This is a genomic window from Flavihumibacter cheonanensis (assembly GCF_022352215.1).
Taxonomy (GTDB): domain Bacteria; phylum Bacteroidota; class Bacteroidia; order Chitinophagales; family Chitinophagaceae; genus Flavihumibacter; species Flavihumibacter cheonanensis.
On sequence record NZ_JAKRWF010000001.1, the window covers coordinates 331,191 to 353,944 of the forward strand.

Here is a 22,754-nt window from a genome sequence, read left to right on the forward strand (position 1 = left end):
TTTTTATTTCCCATGTTTACACTGATGTAAGAATTTATCATCAAAACATGGAAAATGAAAAAGGACCAACAACTAAAACTCGAAAATGAGCTACTGAAAATCCGCCTGCTGGCTGAAACAGGGGCAGTAGTTCATATTGATAGCGATGCCAGTCCGGAAATGGAGCATGCTTTTTTGCAAATGGTTTTAACTATTGAAAGCCAGTATCCACTAAAAAAGACAACCGTACACAATTTCATTGGTGAGCCTTTATTACCAGTATTGGAGCATCTTAAAACTGAGCAGGATTGTTCCCTGGAGGTGGAAAAACTGTTACAGGTGCTAGACCTGAATTCCATCGACGTAGTATTCCCGGAACATTTATCCTGGAAGGAAATGCTTCGGTTCCTGGTCCAGGACCTGATGCCCGAACCGATCGATGATATCCGAATGCCACAATTAAGGGCGCTGTTCTTCTATGATACGTTTCATCCGGATAGTCCGGTCTTTTTACCCAATTGAAGCACTGTATATACCTATTTTTGCCGTAATGAAAACAAGAACCCTGGTAGTAATAGGAGGGGGAGCGGCTGGTTTTTTTTGTGCTGTCAATGCTGCGGCACTTGATCCCGCTTTGCGGGTTATCATACTGGAAAAATCATCAAAACTTTTATCCAAAGTCAGAATCAGTGGGGGCGGAAGATGTAATGTGACACATGCCTGTTTTGAAGTGCCTGCTTTATCTAAGCGGTATCCCCGGGGGGAACAGTTTGTGAAAAAATGCTTTGGATATTTTAGTCCATCTGACACCATTCAATGGTTTGAAAAGAGGGGCGTTCTGCTGAAGGTGGAAGCCGATGGCAGGATGTTTCCAACAACCAATGATTCCTCCACCATCATTGAATGTCTTTTGAAAGAAGCCGACAAAACAGGAGTAGAGATTCGAATGAACCAAGAAGTAAAAAAACTGGAAAGAAAAGGTATTCAATGGCTTGTTCAGACAAATATCGGAGAGCTAATTGCAGATAAGGTTTGTATAGCAACAGGAGGTTATCCGAAAGCACAGCAGTTCGACTGGCTGAAGGCGACCGGGCATAGTATTCAGGAACCAGTTCCATCTCTGTTTACGTTCAATTTGCCCGGACATCCGATCCGAGACCTGATGGGAGTGGTAGTGGATCCGGTGCAGGTGAAAATACAGGGATCCAAACTCCAGGAAAAGGGACCGGTGCTGATCACACATTGGGGACTAAGTGGCCCGGCTATCCTGCGACTAAGTGCCTGGGGAGCAAGGCAACTGGCAGCATCCAATTGGACATTCAGGTTACTCATCAATTGGGTGCCGGCTTATCACGAACAATCTTTGCTTGAGTTTATTCGCCAATTCCGGAATGAAAAGGGAGCACTTAAAACCCAGAACCGGAATCCATTTGGGTTGCCTCAGCGGTTCTGGGAATGGTTGCTTACAGAAGCGGGTATTGGCCTGGAGACCAAATGGGGAGAATTACCCTCAAAGGAGCAAAATAAACTGGTAAAGTTGCTGGCAGCTATGGAATTGGAGGTCAAAGGTAAAACCACCTTTAAAGACGAATTTGTAACAGCGGGAGGTATAAGTCTTGCAGAGATAAATCCCACCACAATGGAAAGTAAATTAAGCCCCGGTTTGTATTTCGCTGGAGAAGTGCTGGATGTGGATGGAATAACGGGAGGATTTAATTTTCAGCATGCCTGGACCAGTGGATGGCTGGCTGCCCGGAACATCATTAAAAAATAGGCTCAAAAGGCCGTTGGAAGCGGATTTTGCCTATCTTTGCAGGCCCGAATAAAACCATCGGGAAATTTCTATGTTTCATAACATTTTTGCTAAACAATTAAACGCTGATGCTCAGGAGTCTGCTGCTGCCCCGGCAGAAGCAACTACAGCGACAACAACTGCACCTGAGGCGCCGGTAGCGACTGCTCACGACGATTTCGACTGGAGCATCGACAAGCGCAATGTAGCTTCCTATAAGGAAGAAGAAAAAGCGAAGTACGACAAAGTGTACGAAGCTACTTTCGTATCCATTACAGATGGAGAACTGATTAAAGGTTCTGTTGTTGGTTTAACTAAAACCGATGTAGTACTGAATATCGGCTTTAAAAGTGATGGTCTGATTTCCCTGAACGAATTCCGCGATCTGCAGGGCTTGAAAATCGGTGATGAAGTGGAAGTAATGGTGGTGGAAAAAGAAGACCGCCAGGGGCACCTGCATCTCAGCCGTAAACAGGCACGTATTACCCGTGCCTGGGAAAAAATTGTGGAGGTTCACAAGACCGGTGAAATTGTTACCGGAACTGTTACCAGCAAAACCAAAGGTGGACTTATCGTGGATGTATTTGGTATGGAAACCTTCCTGCCAGGTTCTCAGATTGATGTGAAGCCGGTAACGGATTACGATCAGTTTGTTGGTAAGACCATGGAATTCAAAGTGGTGAAAGTAAACGAAGCCATCAAGAACGCGGTTGTATCTCACAAAGCATTGATCGAAAGCGATATCGAAGCACAGCGTGCAGAAATCATGGGCAAACTCGAAAAAGGTCAGGTACTGGAAGGTACCATCAAGAATATTACCGATTTCGGTGCGTTCATGGACCTGGGTGGCCTCGATGGTCTGCTCTATATTACCGATATCAGCTGGGGACGTATCAACCACCCTTCAGAGGTGTTGAAACTGGACCAGAAACTGAATGTGGTAGTACTGGATTTCGACGACGACAAAAAACGTATCAGCCTTGGTCTGAAGCAACTTACTCCGCATCCATGGGATGTGCTGCCTGAGAACATTGCAGAAGGTAATGTTGTGAAAGGTAAAGTAGTGAATATCGAAGATTATGGTGCGTTCCTGGAAATCATGCCGGGCGTAGAAGGACTGGTACACGTTAGTGAAATTACCTGGGCGAATACTCCAATCAACGCGAAGGAATTCTTCAAACTGGGTGATGAATACGAAGCGAAAATCGTTACCCTTGATAAAGACGCTCGCAAGATGAGCCTTTCTATCAAGCAAATGACTCCTGATCCCTGGAATGAGATTGAAAACAAGTTCCCGGTTGACAGCCGTCACAGTGGACTGGTGAAGAACATTACTCCATACGGCGTATTTGTTGAACTTGAGCCTGGAATCGGTGGTATGATCCATATCAGTGACCTCAGCTGGCTGAAGCGTTTTAATCACCCTTCTGAGTATACCAAAGTGGGTGAGAAGATCGAGATCATCATCCTGGGCATTGATAAAGAAAACCGCAAACTTCAACTCGGACACAAGCAACTGGAAGAAGATCCATGGAATGCATTGGAAGATACCTTTGCAATCGGTACCGTGCATGAAGGAACTGTTATCCGCAAGGACGACAAAGGAGCAATCGTACAGCTGCCTTATGGCCTGGAAGGATTCGCTCCGAACCGTCATCTCTCTAAAGAAGATGGTAGTTCTGTAAATGCAGATGAAACCAACCAGTTCATGGTGATCGAATTCGATCGCAATGAAAAGCGGATCGTGGTTAGCCATGCCCGTACATGGGAAGTTGCCAAAGCTGAAGAAAGAGAAGCAATCAAGAAGGAAGCTAAAGCTGAAGCCGACAAAACCAAGAAGGCTGTTAAAAACATCCAGAGCAAGGTGGAGAAAGCTACCCTTGGTGACCTGGGTGTGCTGGCTGAACTCAAGAAGAAGCTGGAAGGCGGAGAAGGAGAAGGCGCTCAGTAAAACAGACAAGATTCCAAATACAAAAGGTGCAGTTCAACACTGCACCTTTTTTTATGGCTGGAAACAAAAAAGCCTGCCTTGAAATGCTCCATGGAATAAGTAAACCTAGAAGGTTGGCTGCTGATTACATAAACATTCACTCCGTTTATTTGGCCAAATGGTTTTAATTCCCCCTTCGCTACTACGCACCGGTTGCATTCAAAGCAGGCATAAAATTTTAAAAGAGCTGGTTTCCCCCTTGAGGGCAAAAGTTTACAGGGTATTGGGGTGGTGGGGTCGGAAAACGGCGGAAGAGATCAATTGCCGTGGATTTTCATGGATCTTAGAAAAGAAAGTTGATTGACATTGGATTCGTCGGTTTCATAAGATATTGAAAGAGTTCTGGACGGTTGTTACTGGACATTGGATGGTTGGAGGTTGCGATTCCCGTCAATCAACTTCTGATACAAATGTAGTAAGCCTGAAGGCCTGGTACAAGAGCGGAATTGCTGAATTTTGGGGATTCGGTAATTACTGCTTATTTCGTAAAATTTCGACTGTAAGAAAGGATAGTTACGATGGGAAAAAGGCTAATTTTATGAAAAATCCCCAGCATGGTAGATTCCACACTCATATATTTACGTAGAATTACTATAGTGGATATTCCGGATTTTTTACATCTTGCAAACCGAAATCTGCCGTATAGCAGGGTTTCACCAATAGTAAAATTCACCGTATGAAAAAACCAGACCCCAACCATCCTATCAAGGTGGCGATTGCCGATGATCATGCTCTCTTTCGTGCTGGCGTTAAAACTGCCCTGTCAGCGAAAAAAGATGTAGAGCTGATAGCTGAGGCGGATAATGGGATGCAGCTTTTGAACCTTCTGAAACATATTGAGCCGGATGTGATCCTGCTTGATATCCAGATGCCAATCATGGATGGAATTAGCACCCTTCCTGAGATACGTAAGATTAATCCGCATGTAAAAGTGATCATCCTTTCAATGCACAATGATCATTCCATGATCTCCAAACTAATGGAAATTGGTGCCAACTCCTATCTTACCAAAAACTCTGATTCAGAAACCATCTACCAGGCAATAAAGACCTGTTATGAACAGGAATTCTTTTTTAACGAGCTCACCAACAAAGCGTTGCTGACTGGTTTGCGTACCCGTAAAAATGAGCCTGAACATCTCATGGATGCCCAACTTTCGGAAAAAGAAATCCGGATTTTGAAACTGATGTGTGAAGAGAAGACCACCAAGGAAATTGCGGATATCGTGGATATCAGTCCCAGGACCGTGGAAGCAATCCGTGATAAATTAAAGACTAAAACCGGTGCTAAATCAATGGCCGGACTTGTAATGTATGCAGTGAAAAAAGGGTTCGTTCAGGAAACCTGAGCACATCTAAAGCTACTTTATAAAAATGCCAGGCTAAGGCCTCCGGATAATTCAACCGGTAAAACTTCTTCCCCTGTTTGTTCAGTTTTTGTGCAGACAGGGGATTTTTGTTTGCAGATAATGCCGGCATTGGCACCGGATATCATGAGGCTGCCGGAAAAAATTACCAGGGCAAAAACGAATGTGAATTTTAACAGGATGTCTTTCATCTCTAAAGGTTGTGCCCATTTTGACAGCATTCCATAACCTTTCGTTGTATCAGCACAAAAAAAATCAGGATACTTTTCAGGAACCTCGTAATATTTCTACAAAGGCTAGGTACTAGTACTCAATTTGGGCATCCATTCGTCGAAATTTTCGATAAAAGCTTTCATTTCTTCGACGGTAGTTAGAATTTTAACGTTCGTTATATCCTCGAATCCAAATCCGACTATGAAAAAACTCTACTTATTTCTATCCCTCTTACTCAACCTTATATTTTACCAGGTCGGCTGGTCTCAGGCCTGTACGCTGACCATTAATTCAGCAGTACCGCAGGAATCAAGATGCAAAGCTACCGGATCTATTACGGTTGCTGCTTCAGGTGGGTCGGGTAATTACAATTATCGCGTAACCGGGCCTCTTTCTACGCCCTATACGTCTTCGACTACTATTTCCGGATTATCTGCAGGCACCTACACCGTACTGGTTCAGGATGTAACCACCAATTGTGTAGCAGAACTACAGAATATTGTAATTCCGGGAACTTATGAGGATCCCCGTTTCAACCTGTCTAAAACAGACGAAACCTGTTTGAACGCCAGCAATGGAACAATCACGGTTAACAATCAAACCGGTGGACGGGCTCCCTATACGTTTACAATTGTCGCTCCTTCACCGGCTGGTGTGGGTACTTCCAATTCAACGGGAGTTTTTACAGGTTTGCCTGGTGGAGAGTATGCCATTGAATTGAAGGACTCCTGTGGTGGTATTCAGACACGCCGTATCAATGTACTTGCATACGATTGGTGGATTGAAAATCACAGTGGGGCCAGAGTGAATTGCCGGGATGCCAATTTTGAACTGAGGCTGCGTGATTCAAGAGGTAATTCCAATACCAGTTCATCAGTATTCGATACCTTCCAGTATGGAGTGGTGAATAGCTCTGGTGATACCAGCTGGTACAGCAGTTATCAATTTACATACGACCTTGAATCACGTCGATCTGTTCGGTTGGTAGCAAAAGACGCTTGTGGTAATGTGAGAGGTGTGAACTGGTCTGATACTAGTATTCCTTCAGTTGCCAATGTTGTGGCTACTTCTTTCCAGTCCTGTAATAGTTTCACAGCAACTATCACCGGACAAACCAACCTGACCAATCCAACCTATTGTCTGTTCAACAGCTCTAATGTTCAGATTGCCTGTAATACTACAGGAATATTCCCAGGTATTCAGGAAGGAACCTATTCCATCACAGTACGTGATGACTGTTTTGACACAACTATCACCCGCAATTTTTTGCTGGCTCAACCAGTGCTGAGCCTGAACCCGAATGTCAGTTTAAACAGAGTGAGTTGTGATCAGGTTTCCGCTTCTGTAAGCGGATTGGTGAATTTTACCAATCCCAATTTCTGCCTGTTCAACAGTGCCGGTGTACAATTGGCATGTAATACAACGGGAAGTTTCCCCAATCTTGCTAATGGATCCTATTGTATTGAGGTGAAGGATGGTTGTTATGATACCACCATCACCAGGTGTTTCACAGTAGAACCCCTGATTCCTTCCGTTGCAGCCAGTGTAACCGTGAGTGATCCGCAGTGTGATAATGTGGATGTAAGTATAAGCGGACAAACCAATCTTACCAATCCACAGTTTTGTTTATTCGACCAGGCAGGTGTACAAATTGCATGTAATACTACCGGAAGCTTTGGAAATATTCCTTACGGAAATTATTGCATGCGCATTACGAATGATGCTGCCTGTTATGATACCACTATTGAACGTTGTTTCACTGTGTTGCCAATTCCACCATCTGTTAACTCACAACTGGATGTGGTAAGAAATTGTTCTACAATTGATCTGAGTATAGGCGGACAAACCAACCTGACCAATCCTCAGTACTGTTTATACGATGCTGCAAATACCCTGATAGGTTGTAATACTACTGGTGTATTTCCCGGATTGCCCTATGGTTCCTACTGTATGGATATCCGTAATGACGTAAATTGTTATGATACAACGATACGACGTTGTATAACAGTTGCCCCCAATATTCCATCTGTAGGATCTCTTCAGGTTGGAAGCAGGGGTTGTACCGGATTTACGATGAGTCTGAATGGACTGACTAATCTTTCCAATCCACTATTCCGTTTGAAAAACAGCAGTGGAACCGTAATTGGAACCAATACTAATGGTGTATTCAGCAATGTACCTTATGGTACCTACTGTATGGAAGTTCAAAACGATCCGGCATGTTACGATACATTGATTACACGTTGCATGACGGTAACGCAGAATATTCCGAATGCAGGTAGCGCCCGGGCCTTTAATAGAACCTGTACAGGTTTTAATGCAGAAATTCAATGGGTGTCAAACTTTAGCTCGCCAACTTATACGCTTCGTGATTCTGCAAATAATGTGGTAGCATCTAACACTACCGGCAGATTTTTCAATCTTCCGTATGGTTCCTATTGCATTGGAATCCGGGATAACTGCTATGATACAACGATTACCCGTTGTCTGGAAGTGCGTCGTTCTTCTCCAGGCATCTCCTTACTTGCGCAACCATCCTGTGTGTTTAACAAAACCAATATCAGGGTTACTGCATCCAATGGATTCGGCCCTTATACTATCAAAGTTTATACACCCGCGGATTCACTTGTTGCAACCGTAACCAGCTGGAGTACCACCTTGTGGGCGAATGAACTGGATATGTTACCCGGAGGTCAGCAGTACCGGGTGGAATTAACCGATAATTGCGGTAGTGCTACCAGTAGTAATGTAACACCTGTGATGAGCACATTCAATAGTGATCTGCAGGTAACAGCCAAATGTCCTTCTGGTGTGAATCAGAATGGTTCTTCTGAGTTAACCGTAACCGTTAGTTCCAATCTTGGGGTTATTAGTCCGGTTATCATTCGAAAAGATGGTAATGTGGTGAACATGCCATATAACACTGGATCCGTAGCTGTTTATAAATGGATGGATCTGGAACCGGCCACCTATGTAATTCAATACAATCTACCGGGAAGTTGTAACAACAAAGGATACGACACCATAGTAGTGGGTGCATATCAATATCCTCAGTTGGATAAATCAGCTTCCTACCAGTGTGATAACAATTCCTTCAGTGTAGGTGCAAATGTAACAGGGGGGGCTCCACCGTTCATGTATGAAATAATCGGAAGTGTTCCGGCAGCACCATCAATCGTTGCACCACCTCAGGCAAGTCCGGTTTTCAATATCAATAATGGAAGCAGCTATTCCCTGGTTCGTTTGAGAGTAGTGGACTACTGTGGTAATGCAACGTTAAATGATGTCAGCGTACTGCCATTGCAGAATATCGTTGTAACTGCACAATCAGACTGTTATTATACGGATGTTACCCTTTCTGTACCGGTTTTCCCCAATGCCAGTTATGAATGGTATCAGAAATTATCTGACACTGATAGTGTGCTGGTAAGTACAGATCGGGAGTATATGATTCCTTACCTGGAGCCTGATGGAATAGGTGAATATGTATCAAAAGTATCTGTAAACAACGGATGTTTGATCCGACTCAGCTATTACAACGTAACCGGAAATTGTGGAGGCGTATTATCTGATAAGATTAAACTGAATGGTAAAACCATCCGGAAAGCACACCAGTTGACCTGGAATCATTTACAAACCGGTGATATTGTTCGTTACCAGGTAGAGCGCCTGCATCCAGTAACAAACGAATTCCAGGTGATAGGTGAAGTAAACGTAACAGGCAATCGTGCCGGAACCCAGTTTAGTTATACTGATGACCGCCTGACTGGGCCACTACACCAATACCGGATCAAAGCCATTGATAAGAGTGGCAGAGTAAGCTATAGCAACCTGGTGAAATTAAAAACGGAAGCGTCAGCGGTACTTCCCATCCGGATCTATCCAAACCCGGTGAAGGATGTGGTGAATATCGCGTTCCAGGCAAATCAACCGGGACTGTATCAGTTGGATCTCATGAATGTTGCCGGCCAGGTATTGTACCAGACCCAGAAAGCGGTAGGCGGACCTGTAACCGTTACCCTCGAGCGTAAAGTATCTATGAAGCCAGGTGTTTACTTCCTGAAAGTCAGAAATACGGAAACCGGGGTGGAAACTATTGAGAAATTACTGTTCCAATAATTTGACTGCAGCATATAAGTAATTATTTTTACTAATATGCTGCAGTTATTCCCTAAAACCACTGGCTTGGTGCTGGTTGTGTTTTTACTTTCCTGTACCAAATCGGGTGAGTCGGGTACTATTCAACCCTTGTTCAAAGAACCTGTAGGTGCGCTGTTGCCGGGGAATTTTCCCGGGGAAGTTTCCGGTATAGCAGACAGTTATACGCAGCCTGGTTCTATCTGGATGATTCAGGACAGCCAAAATGGGAATGAGTTGCTCCGGGTAAATCATTCCGGTGAATTACAGGAAGCAGTTGCTCTGCCAGGTTCCGAAAACCGTGATTGGGAAGATCTTGCAATTGGTGCGGGACCCGATCCGGCACTAAAGTATTTATACATTGCTGAAACCGGCGACAATGCGAGTCAGTATTCGGAATATGCCATTTACCGGATCGAAGAGCCCGGAGCAGGAGTTACAACCGTACAGAATCTCGTTAAAATCCGGTTTGTGTATGGTGATGGAGCTTCACACAATACGGAAGCCATTTTGGTTGACTCTTCTTCAAAAGATATCATACTGGTAACCAAAGAAAAGCCTGCAACGATTTTTGTACTGCGTTACCCCTATAAAACAAATGAACTGAATTCTGCTGTACTCGCCGGAGCAACCAAACTGGAAACAGTAACCGGCGCAGCTATTGGTGGAGACGGAAAGGAATTGTTACTGAGGACCTATACAGGAATCTTTTACTGGAAAAGAAACAATGGTGAATCTGTTGAAGCTGCGTTACAACGGGAAGCGGTTTCGATACCACCGGCACTTGAGCCTCAGGGAGAAGCCATCGCGTTCAAAACTGATCTGAAAGGGTTTTATACCTTAAGTGAAAACGCGGGATTGCCGGTGACACTCCGACTCAATTATTATGCACGGAATTAACTGCGGCTTCCAGTTCAGTCATGGAAATCCCCATGTGACTCGCAGTATAAACAATAGATTCATTCCGAATCAGGAGAATCTGTGGAGATTCATGTTCAACACCAAAGGTATTAGCTACAGCGTTGGAAATTGGGCGATATTGAATCAGATCCAGATAGTGAAAATCAATGCCTTCCGGTGGAGTTGATTTTTCCAGTCTGTTTTTTGCCATGGCGCTAATCGAACAGCGTGTGCTGTGCTTAAAAATAACCTGTGGTTTATTGACAGAGGCCTTCCGGATCATTTCAATTTGTTCCAGGCTGGAGAGCGTATTCCAATTCATAATAATAGCTATTTAATAACCTATCATTCCGGAAGACATCTTACAACCACCTTTTGAAGTTGTGCAAGAGCTGAAACCCACAGCAAGCAAACTTGCCAATCCAATAACTATCAACAATTTTTTCATGATTTCCAGATTTATGGATACACCCTTGCAAATTACATACCTAAGTCCAATCTGCCAGTGAAAAAGGGTAGATACATACAAATTATTAATAATTTATGGTATGGTTAACAGGAGCTGATTGGGCAAACTGTCAATAAGTGTACATTTGCGCCATGCCATTACAATTACAGCGACCAATAGCATTTATTGACCTTGAGACAACCGGCACCAACCTGGGGACCGACAGAATTGTGGAGATAGCGATCGTAAGAATCGGAAAGGACAACAGCAGAACAAATAAACGGAAATTAATTAACCCGGAAATGCCGATACCGGTGGGTGCTTCAGACATACATGGCATCACAGATGAAATGGTTAAAGATGCTCCGACTTTTCGACAGGTTGCCAATGAATTGAAGCAATTCATGGAGAACTGTGACCTGGCCGGATACAATTCCAATCGTTTTGATATTCCGCTGCTGGTGGAAGAGTTTTTACGCGCAGGTCTTGAGTTTGAAGTAGGTTCCCGCAGATTACTGGATGTTCAGAAGATCTTTCACCTGATGGAACAGCGTACGCTGAGTGCAGCATATAAATTCTATTGTAATAAGACATTGGATGGTGCGCACAGCGCAGAAGTGGATGCAACAGCAACCTGGGAAGTGCTGGAAGCGCAACTGATCCGGTATCCGCAATTGGGCGATTCAGTGGAATCCATTATAAAATTCATCGGGGAAGAACAAATTGTTGATTTCGCCCGTCGCTTCGTTATGGTAAATGGAGTGGAAGTATTCAATTTTGGTAAACATAAAGGCCGCCCTGTTGCTGATGTATTAAAATCTGAACCACAGTATTACGACTGGATGATGAAGGGCGATTTCCCGCTTCATACCAAACAGAAATTGACTGAAATTTTAAACAGGACCCTGCTGAAGAAGCCTTAATTCAATTAATTTCGCCTCCGTTTTTGGAAAAGATAGTCATCATACCTACGTATAACGAGAAGGAAAATATTTCTTCCATCCTGCAGGCTATATTCGGGCTGCAACAGGATTTTCACGTATTGGTAATAGATGATGGGTCGCCGGATGGTACTGCACAGATTGTACAGGCTTTACAGCAGCAGTTTCCAGGGCAGTTATTCCTGGAACAACGTACCGGTAAACTTGGATTGGGAACAGCCTATATCCATGGCTTTAAATGGTCCCTGGCCAAAGGTTACAAGTATATATTTGAAATGGATGCAGATTTCTCCCACAATCCCAAAGACCTGCAGCGGCTTTACCTGGCCTGTTCAGAAGGAGGGGCCGACCTGGCGATAGGGTCCAGGTGGGTAAAAGGCGGTGGTACTGTAAACTGGCCCTGGGATCGGATCTTTTTATCAAAAGGGGGCAGCTGGTATACCCGCATTATAACCTGGATGCCTGTAAAAGACACAACCGCAGGATTTGTCTGTTACAAACGGGAAGTACTGGAAGCAATCAATCTGGATGAGATTCGCTTTCTCGGTTATGCATTTCAGATAGAAATGAAATTTGCCGCCTGGAAACTGGGATTTAAGATAAAAGAAGTACCCATCATCTTTGAGGACCGACAGTATGGTGTTTCAAAAATGCACAAAGGAATAGTAAAAGAAGGTGTACTTGGGGTGCTGAAACTTCGCTGGGAGAGTTTGTTTAAAGACTATCATAACCGGATGAAAAATAATGAAGAAGAAGCTGCCGCATGAAAACTGCTTTTATTCGGTTGCATATCGCCGTTGTACTGGCAGGTTTTACAGGTGTCCTGGGCAGATTGATTACACTGAATGAGGCACTGATCGTATTTTACAGGCTGCTATTAAGTGCACTCGCACTCTGGTTCATTGCAGCATTCCAGAGGACCATCAAAAAAATTCCATTATCGCAACTGGCTGCCATCTTTGGAGTTGGTTTCATTGCCGCCATACATTGGGTAACATTTTATGGAGCGATAAAATATTCCAATGTATCGGTTACGCTGGTCTGTTTTTCCGCTATCGGATTTTTTACCGCGCTGCTAGAACCTTTATTGCTGAGGAAAAAACCGGTCTGGCAGGAGCTGGCACTGGGCTTATTGGTGATTCTTGGCATATTCATCATTTTTCAATTTGATGCCCGCTACCAAACCGGTATTATTATCGGGGTGATATCGGCCTTTCTGGGGGCCATCTTTCCTGTGTTGAACAGAATCCTGCTTAAGAAGGTTACGGTTGAAACTTTGGTAACCTATGAGCTCACAGGAGGGTTTCTTACATTAAGTTGTTTAATGCCTGTTTATTTTTATTTTTTTCCAACAACGGTGCTTACCCCAAGTTGGACGGATTGGGGTTGGTTGCTCGTGTTATCACTGATTTGTACGGTATGGGCATTTTATTTATCCTCTTACGCCCTTAAATATATTTCTGCTTTTACTGTAAATCTTACCTATAACCTGGAGCCGGTTTACGGCATATTGCTGGCTTTTTTTCTATTCCAGGAAAATGCAGCACTTGGGTTACATTTCTATATTGGGCTGCTTATTATTGTATCTGCCGTTTTACTGCAGTTGTTTCGCGTCTGGAAAGCACATCGATAAACCGGATTGCTTAATTTTAGCTACTAAACAGTACACACATGCGGAATTTTTGTTGGGCTCTGTTCCTTCTGATTAGCTATCTGCCTGCCAGTTCCCAAAAAAAGCTATTGGATCATAGTGTATATGACCAATGGCAGAATATTGGGGAACGGATCCTGAGCAGTGATGGCAAATGGCTCGCTTATACGGTAGTAGTTCAGGAAGGCGATGGGCATTTGTCTATCAAGTCAACCAGTGGAGATAAATCCTGGCAATTTCCACGTTGTTACCAGGCGATGTTTAGCCCTGATAATCGCTTTTTAGTTGCGCGTATCAAGCCTTTTTTTAAGGACACCCGGCAGGCAAGAATTCTTAAGAAAGGGCCGAATGATATGCCTAAGGATTCCCTGTTAATCCTTGATCTGGAGAAAGGTACCGAGCAACGGATTGCAGAAGTAAAATCTTACCAGATGCCGACAAAAGGCGGCCACTTCCTTGCTTACCATAAATGGAAAACTAGCGCCGTATCTCCCCGGCCAGTTATTACGGATTCACTTGCCAGCTTGCAGCGTATGTTGCAGATGGCAGACAGCCTGAATCGTGTCTCTGATAGTTTGCGCAATAAAGTAAATGAAGCAAGGATCAAAGGCATGGCAGCTATCCAGCCAGCCAAACCGCAGGTTGCGGGCAAAAAGCCCGAGTCTGTTGAAGAAGGAACGGAATTGATTGTTCGCGATCTGAGTACAGGTAAGGAATGGATTCATAAGCTGGTATTGGAATATAAGTTCGCAGAATTTGGGCAGGGATTGGTAATTGAACAGAGCAGAAAGAATAATGACAGCTTAAGTGAAGCCCGTTTGTTGTGGCAGGATTTTACCAATAACCGGATTGATACCATCTTATCCGGTTTCCAGGAAGCAAAATCATTCGCCATTTCAGAAGCAGGCAATCGGCTTGCTTTTGTAATTCAAAAAGACAGCAGTGCAAAAGCGCTGAAAAAATATTACCAGTTGTATTATTTTGAAACGGGTCAGGGTAAAGCAAAAGAACTGCTCAACAGATCTTCACCGGGTATGAGAAAGCAACAGGTCATCAGTCCGGATTTCTCGAATTATTTCAGCCAGAACGGTAAACGACTTTTCTTCGGACTCGCTCCTGATCGTCCGGTTAAGGATACCAGCCTGGTTGAATTTGAATCGGCTAAACTGGATGTATGGAATTATAAAGATGATTACCTGCAACCACAGCAACTGGTCAATCTATCCAATGAGCTGAAAAAAAGCTGGCTGGCTGTATGGGATCAGGAAACAGGAAGCTGGTTGCAGCTCGCTGATGATAGTTGCGAAACTGTGATGCCGGGTGATGAGGGAAATGCAATCCATGCATTGGGAATGAGCAACCTGGGTTACCGGGTTGAACAACAATGGAAACAGGATGGTGCGGTTCGTTTATACCTGGTGGATATAAAAACAGGGAAGCGAAAGCTGATTACAGAGCGGGCTAACCGCGGAACTGTACGTTTGTCTCCTGCAGGAAATTTTGTGATTTGGTATGATCCTGTGCAGAAGCACTGGATCAGCTATTCAAATCAGTCTGGCCTAAAATCGGTTATTACAAAATCAATTACAGTTCCCCTCTATGATGAAGAGCATGATACGCCTTCAGATGCGCCGCCGCATGGATTGATGGGGTGGAAGGAAAAGGATGAGAAAGTGTACATCTACGATAAATATGATATCTGGGAACTGGATCCGAATGGAAAGGAAGCAGCAAAATTGCTAACCCAGGGCTGGGGAAGAAAAAACAAAATCAGTATTCGGAATGAAGTACTCGATCGGGAAGAGCGCTTCCTGAAAGATGGTCAGCCCCTGCTATTTCAATTGTTTGACAATGTTTCAAAAGGATACGGATGGAAAACCTATACAATGGGTGCTGCATTTATAGCAGGTAATCCGGCTACTTTAATCCATCCATCAGTAGTGGATGGTGTGATCAAAGCGAAGAAAAGTAATGAACTGCTGTTTGTAAAAGAAATGCCGTCTGCCAGGGATCTCTGGTTGACGAGCTTAAACGAAGCCGAAAACGCGACAGCCCATCGAAAAGTCAGTGAACTCAATCCACAGCAGCACCAATACAATTGGTTTACGGTGGAACTTCATAAATGGAAAATGCTGGATGGAAAAATGAGTGAAGGGCTACTCTACAAACCAGAGAATTTTGATGCCTCAAAAAAATATCCGGTGATCTTTTATTTCTATGAAAAGAATGCGGACAGGAGGTATAATTATATAGAACCTATGCCAGTTAGGGCTTCTGTTAATATCGCCTATTACACCAGCAATGGTTACCTGGTATTTGATCCCAATATTTATTATAAAACCGGTCAGCCTGGTGAAGATGCATATAATTCGGTTGTATCGGCTGCCCGGTATTTGTCGAAATTCAAATTTGTGGATTCCACAAAAATGGGATTACAGGGACATAGCTGGGGAGGTTATCAAATTGCTTACCTGATTACCCGAACCAATATGTTTGCAGCAGCAGAAGCAGGTGCACCGGTTAGTAATATGACCAGTGCGTATGGAGGCATTCGCTGGGGAACAGGCATTAGTCGCCAGTTCCAGTATGAAAAGACCCAAAGCAGATTAGGTGCCACGCTTTGGGAGAAACCTGAATTATACATTAAGAACAGTCCGCTATTCCGTGCTGACAAAGTTAAAACGCCCTTGCTGATGTTGCACAACGATAAGGACGATGCCGTACCCTGGTACCAGGGCATTGAATATTTTACGGCACTACGCAGGTTAGGCAAACCGGTGTGGATGATTAATTACAATGATGAATTACACGGAATCAATGAACGTAGAAATAGAAAGGACTGGACCATCCGCATGGCTCAATTCTTTGATCATTATCTGAAAGGTGCACCGGCACCGGTATGGATGAAGGAAGGGGTGCCGGCAACACTGAAAGGAATCAACTGGGGACTCGACTACTAAGAGATATATCGTACGAGGCAGCGCTTAGCTATTGGTAAAAGCGTTTCCTCTACAGGAAAAGAAAGATCTGAACAGATGGTGTACACCGCCGGATTGGGAAGCTCTTTCTTTTCTTTTATCAGTAATCCTTTCATTTGCTCAAACGTATTACTGATACTGCGATGCCATTCCGCTACAAAATTTGTTTTGATGGCCCGATACTGTTCGTCGTGTTTTTCGAATATGCTTAACCGGTAGTAATAGATAAGCGTTTCTTTTCTATTGGTAGTACTTAGGAAAAAATAACCTTCTTTATTTTCCAGTGGAATGATCCCTACCGGTTCAATCTGAATGTTATCTTCAACAAATTCGAAGATTTCTGTACCACTTCGAATCGTGTCTTTCATCTTGCCGGTTGAATAGTGAATGATGTTTTCAAGTTCTTCCATCATTTCATCGTCTTCAATCATCTGTTCATAGAGCAATTGCAATTTTTCAAGCTGGATGCCTGTGAGGCGTTTGGGAAACTGTTCCTGCAGAAATTTTTTATTCTCCCTGAACTGAACCAGGTTGTTATAGTGAAAAATGATATCTGCCAATTGGGGATAGAGCCGGTTTTCATTGAAGTGCTGGTTAACTTCCTGCAGATAAGCAAGCAGGGTATATTTTTTCAGTTCGAAATCAATATATCCTTCGGCAAACCAGGTTTGGGATAATGTTTTCATGGTGAACTTATTTTCCTTAATTTACTGAAATTGCTGTTAAAACAACGTTTATGAAATCAGTCCTGCCATTGCTGCTCCTTACTTTTTTACTAACGGGATGTTATCAGAAATATTATATCGTACGGCATGCGGAGAAGGCGCAGGAAAGTAGTGGTGCTACCATGCAAACGGCTGGTAATCCACCCTTATCGGATGCTGGGCAACAGCGTGCAAAGGATTTGGCTGAACGATTAAAAGGAGAGAAGATTGGCGCGATCTATTCAACCAATACAATAAGAACCAGGGAAACGGCGACCCCCACTGCCGCGCAGGCAGGACTGACTATTCAAACATATGGCAGAATAGACTCCAGTCTGATCAGTAATTTTAAAGCATTGAAATCAAACACACTGATCGTAGGTCACAGCAATACAGTAGATGAGCTAGTTAATGGATTAACCGGACAGCAACTCTTGAAGGACCTGCCGGATGCGGCGTATGATAATCTGTATATCATCACCAAAAAAGGAAAAAGGCTGACACTTGTTCAATCCAAGTTTGGTCAGCCCTCTCCGCAGTGATCTCTATGTGTGTGCTTAGATTTCCCTATGCGAATCGAAATGTTCCAGTTCTCTTGCAACAGCGCTTAAGAAAGTAGCTCCCAGGCTGCCATCAATGATGCGATGATCGTAACTCATGCTGAGGTACATCATGTGCCGGATCGCGATGGAATCGCCCTGTTCGGTTTCTATAACCACCGGACGTTTTTTAATGGCTCCAACGGCCAGGATAGCTACCTGCGGTTGCGGAATGATCGGTGTACCCATCAGGCTTCCGAATGTACCTACATTGGTAAGTGTAAAAGTTCCACCCTGTGTATCTTCAGGCTTTAGTTTGTTGTTACGCGCTGCATCCGCCAGCGTGTTTACCTGTTTGGTAAGTCCTACCAGGTTGAGTTGGTCGGCGCTTTTAATCACCGGCACAATGAGATTACCAGAAGGAAGGGCAGTAGCCATCCCAATATTGATATCTTTTTTTACGATGATCCGATCGCCCTCCACACTGCTGTTGATCAGCGGATATTTTTTTATGCAACGAACAATGGCTTCAATAAAAAGTGGTGTGAATGTAATCTTGGTACCTTCCTGTTTAATGAATTGAGACTTTACTTTATCGCGCCATAAAACGAGGTTGGTAACATCGGCTTCTGTAAAGCTGGTAACATGTGGACTGATCTGCTTGCTCTTCACCATGTGATCGGCAATCAGTTTACGCATGCGATCCATTTCAATGATCTCTACGTTGTTGCCATAAGAACCGGAGGCTCTTTCAATCACCTGGCTGGAAGCCGGAGCAGGTTCTGCCGGTTTTGTAGCAACAGGCTTTTGTACTGGTGTTGCAACTGGTTGGGGTGTTCCTGATTTTTTATTCTGAACAAATTGCAGAATATCTTTTTTGGTTACACGTCCTTCATTGCCGGTACCTGGAATATGTTCCAGTTCGCTCATGGAAACACCTTCACTTGCCGCAATATTTAATACAAGCGGAGAGTAAAATCGATTGCCATTACCTGCTATGGTGTGCTCCGGATGGGAGGCCACAACAGGTTCAGCAGCCGGAGCTGCCGGTGCAACATGAACAGCCACTGCTTCTGGTGCTTTCTGTTCTATGGACGCAGTAACAACAGCAGGAGCGGGTGTTTCAGCCGCTGCTCCATTGGTGCGGATACGGGCAATAACAGAACCAATGGGAACAACATCATTGGGTTGATACAATACTTCCTCAATCACTCCGTCCGCCGTACTGGGCACTTCACTATCCACTTTATCAGTTGCAATTTCCAGTACGGTTTCATCCTGCTTCACCGTATCCCCGGGGTTCTTCAGCCATTTCAGCACAGTGGCTTCCATGATACTTTCTCCCATTTTAGGCATTACCAGGTCAACTAGAGCCATAAGCATTCAATCATTTGTGGGCCAAAGGTAAGGATTCAGTATTAATGTTAATGACTGTTAGTTTTTTCCATACCCCGACTGATTATAAATTTTCTTAACAGGTTAAAGGCGTTGGTGGCGGTTAGTTCGATATTTCTGCGCCGATCGAACCGGAAATGAAACTGCTGGGTGATGATTTCATCCTGATTGCCAACAGCAACCCATACGGTACCAACCGGTTTTTCGGGAGAGCCGCCATCCGGACCCATTATTCCGCTGGTAGCAATAACATAATCCGTTTTAAGAGCTGCCAATGCGCCTTTGACCATCTGGATAACAGTGTCTTCACTTACCGCACCTACCGATTCAAGGGTGGTATACGGGACATTTAACAGGTCTTTTTTCACCTGGTTGTCATAACTGATGATACTGCCCAGGTAATAGCGGCTGCTGCCAGCAACAGAAGTTAACAATTGAGCAATATACCCCCCCGTACAGCTTTCGGCTGTTCCAAGTGTTTCCCCACGATCCAGCAACATCCGGGCAACCACCTGGTCCATGGATTCATCCTTGTTGGTGACCAGCACATCTGCCACTTGCTCCTGCAAAAGGGTGAACTGTTCCTCCATGATTTTTTCAATGGTTTCCTTGTCAAAACCGGAGGCACTTAGCCTGAGTCGTACCATTCCGTAGTTCGGGAGGTAAGCCAGTTTTATGAAAGCGGGCAAACTGGTTTCAAAAGCGTTGATACGTTCTGCCAGGAAGGATTCACCAATACCGGCAGTAAGCAGGGTGCGATGTACAATAACAGGAGGCTGAAAGTGCTGCAACAAGCGGGGGATCACTTCATCACTCATGAGCCCCTTCATTTCATGCGGAACGCCTGGAAGCGAAGCAACAATCTTATTGTTTTTTTCGAACCACATTCCCGGAGCAGTACCATTCCGATTGTGTAACACGGTGCACACATCCGGTACATCTGCCTGGCGGATATTCCGCTCTATCATGGGTCGTTTTAGTACTTTTTCAAAGAGGAAGGTAACATGTGCCAGTACCTTTGGATCATTGACCAGTTTACCGCCAAAATATTCACAGAGCAAGGGTTTGGTGATATCGTCTGCAGTAGGACCGAGGCCACCTGTAAGCAGTATGATATCGGATTTTTCGAGCTCTTCATCGAGGGCTGACCAGATGGCATTCCATTCATCTCCTACGGCAACCCTTCTGCTAACGGTGATGCCTACCAGATTTAACTGCTGTGCCATCCAGGCACTGTTGGTATCAATAACCTGACCGATCAGTAATTCGTCGCCAATGGTAATAATACTGGCTCTCAATAATTCCATACAATTGATTCAATGCGTAAAGGTAGCAGCAATTCTTCCTAAATTGCCGGATGAGTTGGAAACAAATCTGTAGTGGTCTTGGTTCTGTATTGATTGGTATTTCAATGCAGGCGCAATCAGTGCCTGCCCGGCTTTCTCAAAAAGTTCAGGCGGTGCTCAAAGAGCCAAACATGAAACATGCTGCTGTGGCGCTTTCTGTTTTGGATGGAGTAACCGGTAAACCTGTGTACGAATACAATGAGCAGATGGGACTGGCACCAGCCAGTACACTGAAAGTATTAACGGCGATGGCTGCCCTTGAATCCCTGGGACCCGATTATCGTTTCGAAACGCGGCTTGATTTCCGGGGTGAAATGAGGGATGGCGTATTACATGGAGATCTGCTGATTAAAGGTGGGGGCGATCCTTCCCTGGGTTCCTGGAGGTATGCAGGTACCAAAGAAGACGTTTTCTGGGCGTCCTGGATAAAGGCACTGAAAGCAAAAGGCATAAAAAAAATAACAGGAAGTATCCTGCTAAGTGAAGAGGAACCAGATATGGAACGAATACCGGATGGATGGATCTGGCAGGATATAGGCAATTATTACGGAGCTGGAGCAGGTTCACTGAACTGGAGAGAAAACCAGTATGATGTTTTATTGGCAGCCGGACAAAAAATCGGCGACCCGGTTCGGTTTTTGCGTACCAAACCTGCTTTGCATGAAGTAGAACTGAGATCAGCTTTAACAACCGGTGCAAAAGGAAGTGGCGACAATGCCTACATCTACCTGGCTCCTGGCTCAAAGCAGGGGGTAATAAGAGGCACGATTCCCCAGGGAGAGCAGGCTTTTTCAATATCCGGGTCAATGCCTGATCCGGTTTATCAGTTCATTGCCACTTTTAAACAGGAGCTATCGGATGCAGGTATAGAACTCGCAAATGAAAGCGGGGTAACAGCATCAGGAAAGACAGGTACGCTTGCGAGAACAGCATCGCCCCCGCTGGACTCACTGGTATATTGGTTCATGCGGAAAAGCATCAACCTTTATGGCGAAGCATTGATAAAAGAATTGTCCCGCAAGGCAGGGAAAACATCCTCAACAGCAGCCGGAGCAGAGTACCTGGTTGGATTCTGGAAAGCGAAAGGCATCGAACCCGGGGCGCTGCAACTGATGGATGGAAGTGGATTATCTCCACAAAACCGCGTTACAGCAAATGCACTGGCAACTGCTGTTTTCTGGTCTACCAAACAAAGCTGGTACAGGCAATTTTACGATTCCTTTCCTCTCTATAACGGTATGAAACTAAAAAGCGGTTCCATTAATGGCGCCCGTGCCTATACAGGTTTTCATACAGCTGCAGATGGGAAAAAATACGTCGTTGCCATACTTGTAAACAATTATACCGGTTCCGGAACTGCTGCTGTCCGATCGCTTTATTCCGTTTTGGATGTATTGAAATAAGGCGCCAGTTTCTGGAATAAAGCATCCGGCATGGATGTTTTTTCTCTTGTATCTGCTTTGATAAAGTAAAGTACCACTTTTCCGATGGTCAGCAATTTCTGGTGTTCATTGAAAACTTCCTGCTGGAATTCTATCCGATGGTCGGTTGGGAGGTGCGAAAGGGTAGTACGTATGGTTAACAGGTCATCGTAATGAGCAGGACGCAAAAATTTAGTGTGTAATTCCACAATGGGCATGATCACGCCCATTGCTTCCATGTCTTTATAACTGAATCCGAGTTGCCGGATACTTTCAGCACGGGCTACTTCGAAATATTGTGCATAATTGCCATGGTACACTACATTCATCTGGTCAGTTTCTGCATACCGAACGCGTACCTGGGTTTCTGAAATATACATTTTACAATTTCTTATGTTAATTCCTAAATCTTTCGTCTCACGTCTCACGTATGACGTCTGACTTCTCACATTCCTTACCTTCCCATCATGCGGTCAAGGGAGGCTCTTCCAGGGCCAACCAGCAGGATAGAAAGAAAACCAGCCAGGAACAGCGCGGCTTTTTCGCCTTCCTTAATATCATGGTTATGCGAAATAAAGAATGCCACGCCCATAGCAAGTACAAGCGGGATAGCTGCCAGCCGGGTAAACAATCCTGCCATGATCAGCAGGCTGCAAAACACTTCCGCAAATATGACCAGGATGAGCGACCAGTCAGATCCGATATGAAAAGGATCGCTGAATTTGCTTTGCAGACTTGGGTATTTTGTTAATTTCTGAAAACCATGATCAACCAGCATTAAACCTCCGAAAGTAATTCGCATCAAAAAGCTCATAGTATCAAATGCCCATTCCTGGTAGCTCGTGGAAAGTAGTTTTTTCATTCTGGATTTTTTGCCAAAAATAGGCACTCGACAGAAAGAATTGTTAATGATTTCAATTATCCACAGTTGTTTGGAACGTTATTTGGTCAGGA

General features: G+C 44.3%; 19 protein-coding genes. 12 read left to right on the plus strand and 7 right to left on the minus strand.

Going from position 1 to position 22,754, the window contains the following annotated elements:
- Window positions 1-54: 54 nt before the first annotated feature.
- From MD536_RS01530 to MD536_RS01545, 4 genes are all read left to right on the plus strand, one after another.
- Window positions 55-501: a hypothetical protein gene (locus MD536_RS01530; RefSeq protein WP_239595027.1), complete on the plus strand. Its 447-nt coding sequence runs from the start codon at window positions 55-57 to the stop codon at window positions 499-501.
- Window positions 502-529: 28 nt separating this feature from the next.
- Window positions 530-1,753 (plus strand): BaiN/RdsA family NAD(P)/FAD-dependent oxidoreductase, encoded by a 1,224-nt coding sequence (locus MD536_RS01535; RefSeq protein ID WP_239595029.1) that lies wholly within the window; start codon window positions 530-532, stop codon window positions 1,751-1,753.
- 70 nt (window positions 1,754-1,823) lie between these two features.
- Entirely contained in the window at window positions 1,824-3,722 is a 1,899-nt protein-coding gene (gene rpsA, locus MD536_RS01540; RefSeq protein ID WP_234865683.1) for a 30S ribosomal protein S1, read from the plus strand.
- 715 nt (window positions 3,723-4,437) lie between these two features.
- Window positions 4,438-5,109 carry a response regulator transcription factor gene (locus MD536_RS01545; protein ID WP_234865684.1) on the plus strand — a complete coding sequence of 224 codons (672 nt, stop codon included), beginning with the start codon at window positions 4,438-4,440 and terminating at the stop codon, window positions 5,107-5,109.
- 17 nt (window positions 5,110-5,126) lie between these two features.
- On the opposite strand, the gene MD536_RS01550 is transcribed toward MD536_RS01545, so the two are convergent.
- Window positions 5,127-5,318 carry a hypothetical protein gene (locus MD536_RS01550; protein WP_239595030.1) on the minus strand — a complete coding sequence of 64 codons (192 nt, stop codon included), beginning with the start codon at window positions 5,316-5,318 and terminating at the stop codon, window positions 5,127-5,129.
- A 223-nt stretch (window positions 5,319-5,541) separates the two neighbouring features.
- On the opposite strand from MD536_RS01550, the gene MD536_RS01555 reads away from it, so the two are divergent.
- Window positions 5,542-9,459, plus strand: coding sequence for a T9SS type A sorting domain-containing protein (locus MD536_RS01555; protein WP_239595033.1), 3,918 nt, complete (start codon window positions 5,542-5,544; stop codon window positions 9,457-9,459).
- Between the two features lie 36 nt (window positions 9,460-9,495).
- On the plus strand, window positions 9,496-10,377 hold the full coding sequence (locus MD536_RS01560; RefSeq protein WP_239595035.1) for a hypothetical protein: 882 nt from the start codon (window positions 9,496-9,498) through the stop codon (window positions 10,375-10,377).
- On the opposite strand, the gene ytxJ is transcribed toward MD536_RS01560, so the two are convergent.
- Window positions 10,355-10,699: a bacillithiol system redox-active protein YtxJ gene (ytxJ, locus tag MD536_RS01565; protein ID WP_239595037.1), complete on the minus strand. Its 345-nt coding sequence runs from the start codon at window positions 10,697-10,699 to the stop codon at window positions 10,355-10,357. The two genes, MD536_RS01560 and ytxJ, sit on opposite strands and share 23 nt — an antisense overlap.
- A 278-nt stretch (window positions 10,700-10,977) precedes the next feature.
- Here ytxJ and MD536_RS01570 point away from each other — a divergent pair, with 278 nt between their 5' ends.
- Genes MD536_RS01570 through MD536_RS01585 form a run of 4 tightly spaced genes read left to right on the plus strand, consistent with a single transcriptional unit; the run spans window position 10,978 to window position 16,377 of the window.
- On the plus strand, window positions 10,978-11,748 hold the full coding sequence (locus MD536_RS01570) for a 3'-5' exonuclease (RefSeq protein ID WP_239595038.1): 771 nt from the start codon (window positions 10,978-10,980) through the stop codon (window positions 11,746-11,748).
- A gap of 23 nt (window positions 11,749-11,771) precedes the next feature.
- A complete protein-coding gene (locus tag MD536_RS01575; protein ID WP_239595040.1) occupies window positions 11,772-12,533 on the plus strand; it encodes a polyprenol monophosphomannose synthase in 762 nt (253 codons plus the stop codon).
- Window positions 12,530-13,399, plus strand: a complete 870-nt coding sequence (locus MD536_RS01580) for a DMT family transporter (RefSeq protein WP_239595042.1) — start codon at window positions 12,530-12,532, stop codon at window positions 13,397-13,399. The genes MD536_RS01575 and MD536_RS01580 overlap by 4 nt, the downstream gene beginning before the upstream one ends.
- 38 nt (window positions 13,400-13,437) lie before the next feature.
- The gene (locus tag MD536_RS01585) at window positions 13,438-16,377 is read left to right on the plus strand and encodes an alpha/beta hydrolase family protein (protein ID WP_239595044.1); all 2,940 of its coding nucleotides are present in this window, start codon (window positions 13,438-13,440) and stop codon (window positions 16,375-16,377) included.
- Here MD536_RS01585 and MD536_RS01590 read toward each other — a convergent pair.
- Window positions 16,374-17,081 (minus strand): hypothetical protein, encoded by a 708-nt coding sequence (locus tag MD536_RS01590; protein ID WP_234865693.1) that lies wholly within the window; start codon window positions 17,079-17,081, stop codon window positions 16,374-16,376. The two genes, MD536_RS01585 and MD536_RS01590, sit on opposite strands and share 4 nt — an antisense overlap.
- Window positions 17,082-17,131: 50 nt before the next feature.
- On the opposite strand from MD536_RS01590, the gene MD536_RS01595 reads away from it, so the two are divergent.
- Window positions 17,132-17,641, plus strand: a complete 510-nt coding sequence (locus MD536_RS01595) for a SixA phosphatase family protein (RefSeq protein WP_239595046.1) — start codon at window positions 17,132-17,134, stop codon at window positions 17,639-17,641.
- Window positions 17,642-17,656: 15 nt separating this feature from the next.
- On the opposite strand, the gene MD536_RS01600 is transcribed toward MD536_RS01595, so the two are convergent.
- Both MD536_RS01600 and MD536_RS01605 read right to left on the minus strand, forming a co-directional pair.
- The gene (locus tag MD536_RS01600) at window positions 17,657-19,015 is read right to left on the minus strand and encodes a dihydrolipoamide acetyltransferase family protein (protein WP_239595048.1); all 1,359 of its coding nucleotides are present in this window, start codon (window positions 19,013-19,015) and stop codon (window positions 17,657-17,659) included.
- Window positions 19,016-19,062: 47 nt separating this feature from the next.
- Window positions 19,063-20,340, minus strand: a complete 1,278-nt coding sequence (locus MD536_RS01605) for a CinA family nicotinamide mononucleotide deamidase-related protein (protein WP_239595050.1) — start codon at window positions 20,338-20,340, stop codon at window positions 19,063-19,065.
- 50 nt (window positions 20,341-20,390) lie between these two features.
- Here MD536_RS01605 and dacB point away from each other — a divergent pair, with 50 nt between their 5' ends.
- A complete protein-coding gene (gene dacB, locus MD536_RS01610) occupies window positions 20,391-21,782 on the plus strand; it encodes a D-alanyl-D-alanine carboxypeptidase/D-alanyl-D-alanine endopeptidase (RefSeq protein ID WP_239595052.1) in 1,392 nt (463 codons plus the stop codon).
- On the opposite strand, the gene MD536_RS01615 is transcribed toward dacB, so the two are convergent.
- Window positions 21,755-22,180, minus strand: coding sequence for an acyl-CoA thioesterase (locus MD536_RS01615; protein ID WP_239595054.1), 426 nt, complete (start codon window positions 22,178-22,180; stop codon window positions 21,755-21,757). The two genes, dacB and MD536_RS01615, sit on opposite strands and share 28 nt — an antisense overlap.
- 74 nt (window positions 22,181-22,254) lie before the next feature.
- A complete protein-coding gene (locus MD536_RS01620) occupies window positions 22,255-22,662 on the minus strand; it encodes a DoxX family protein (RefSeq protein ID WP_239595057.1) in 408 nt (135 codons plus the stop codon).
- Between the last annotated feature and the right edge of the window lie 92 nt (window positions 22,663-22,754).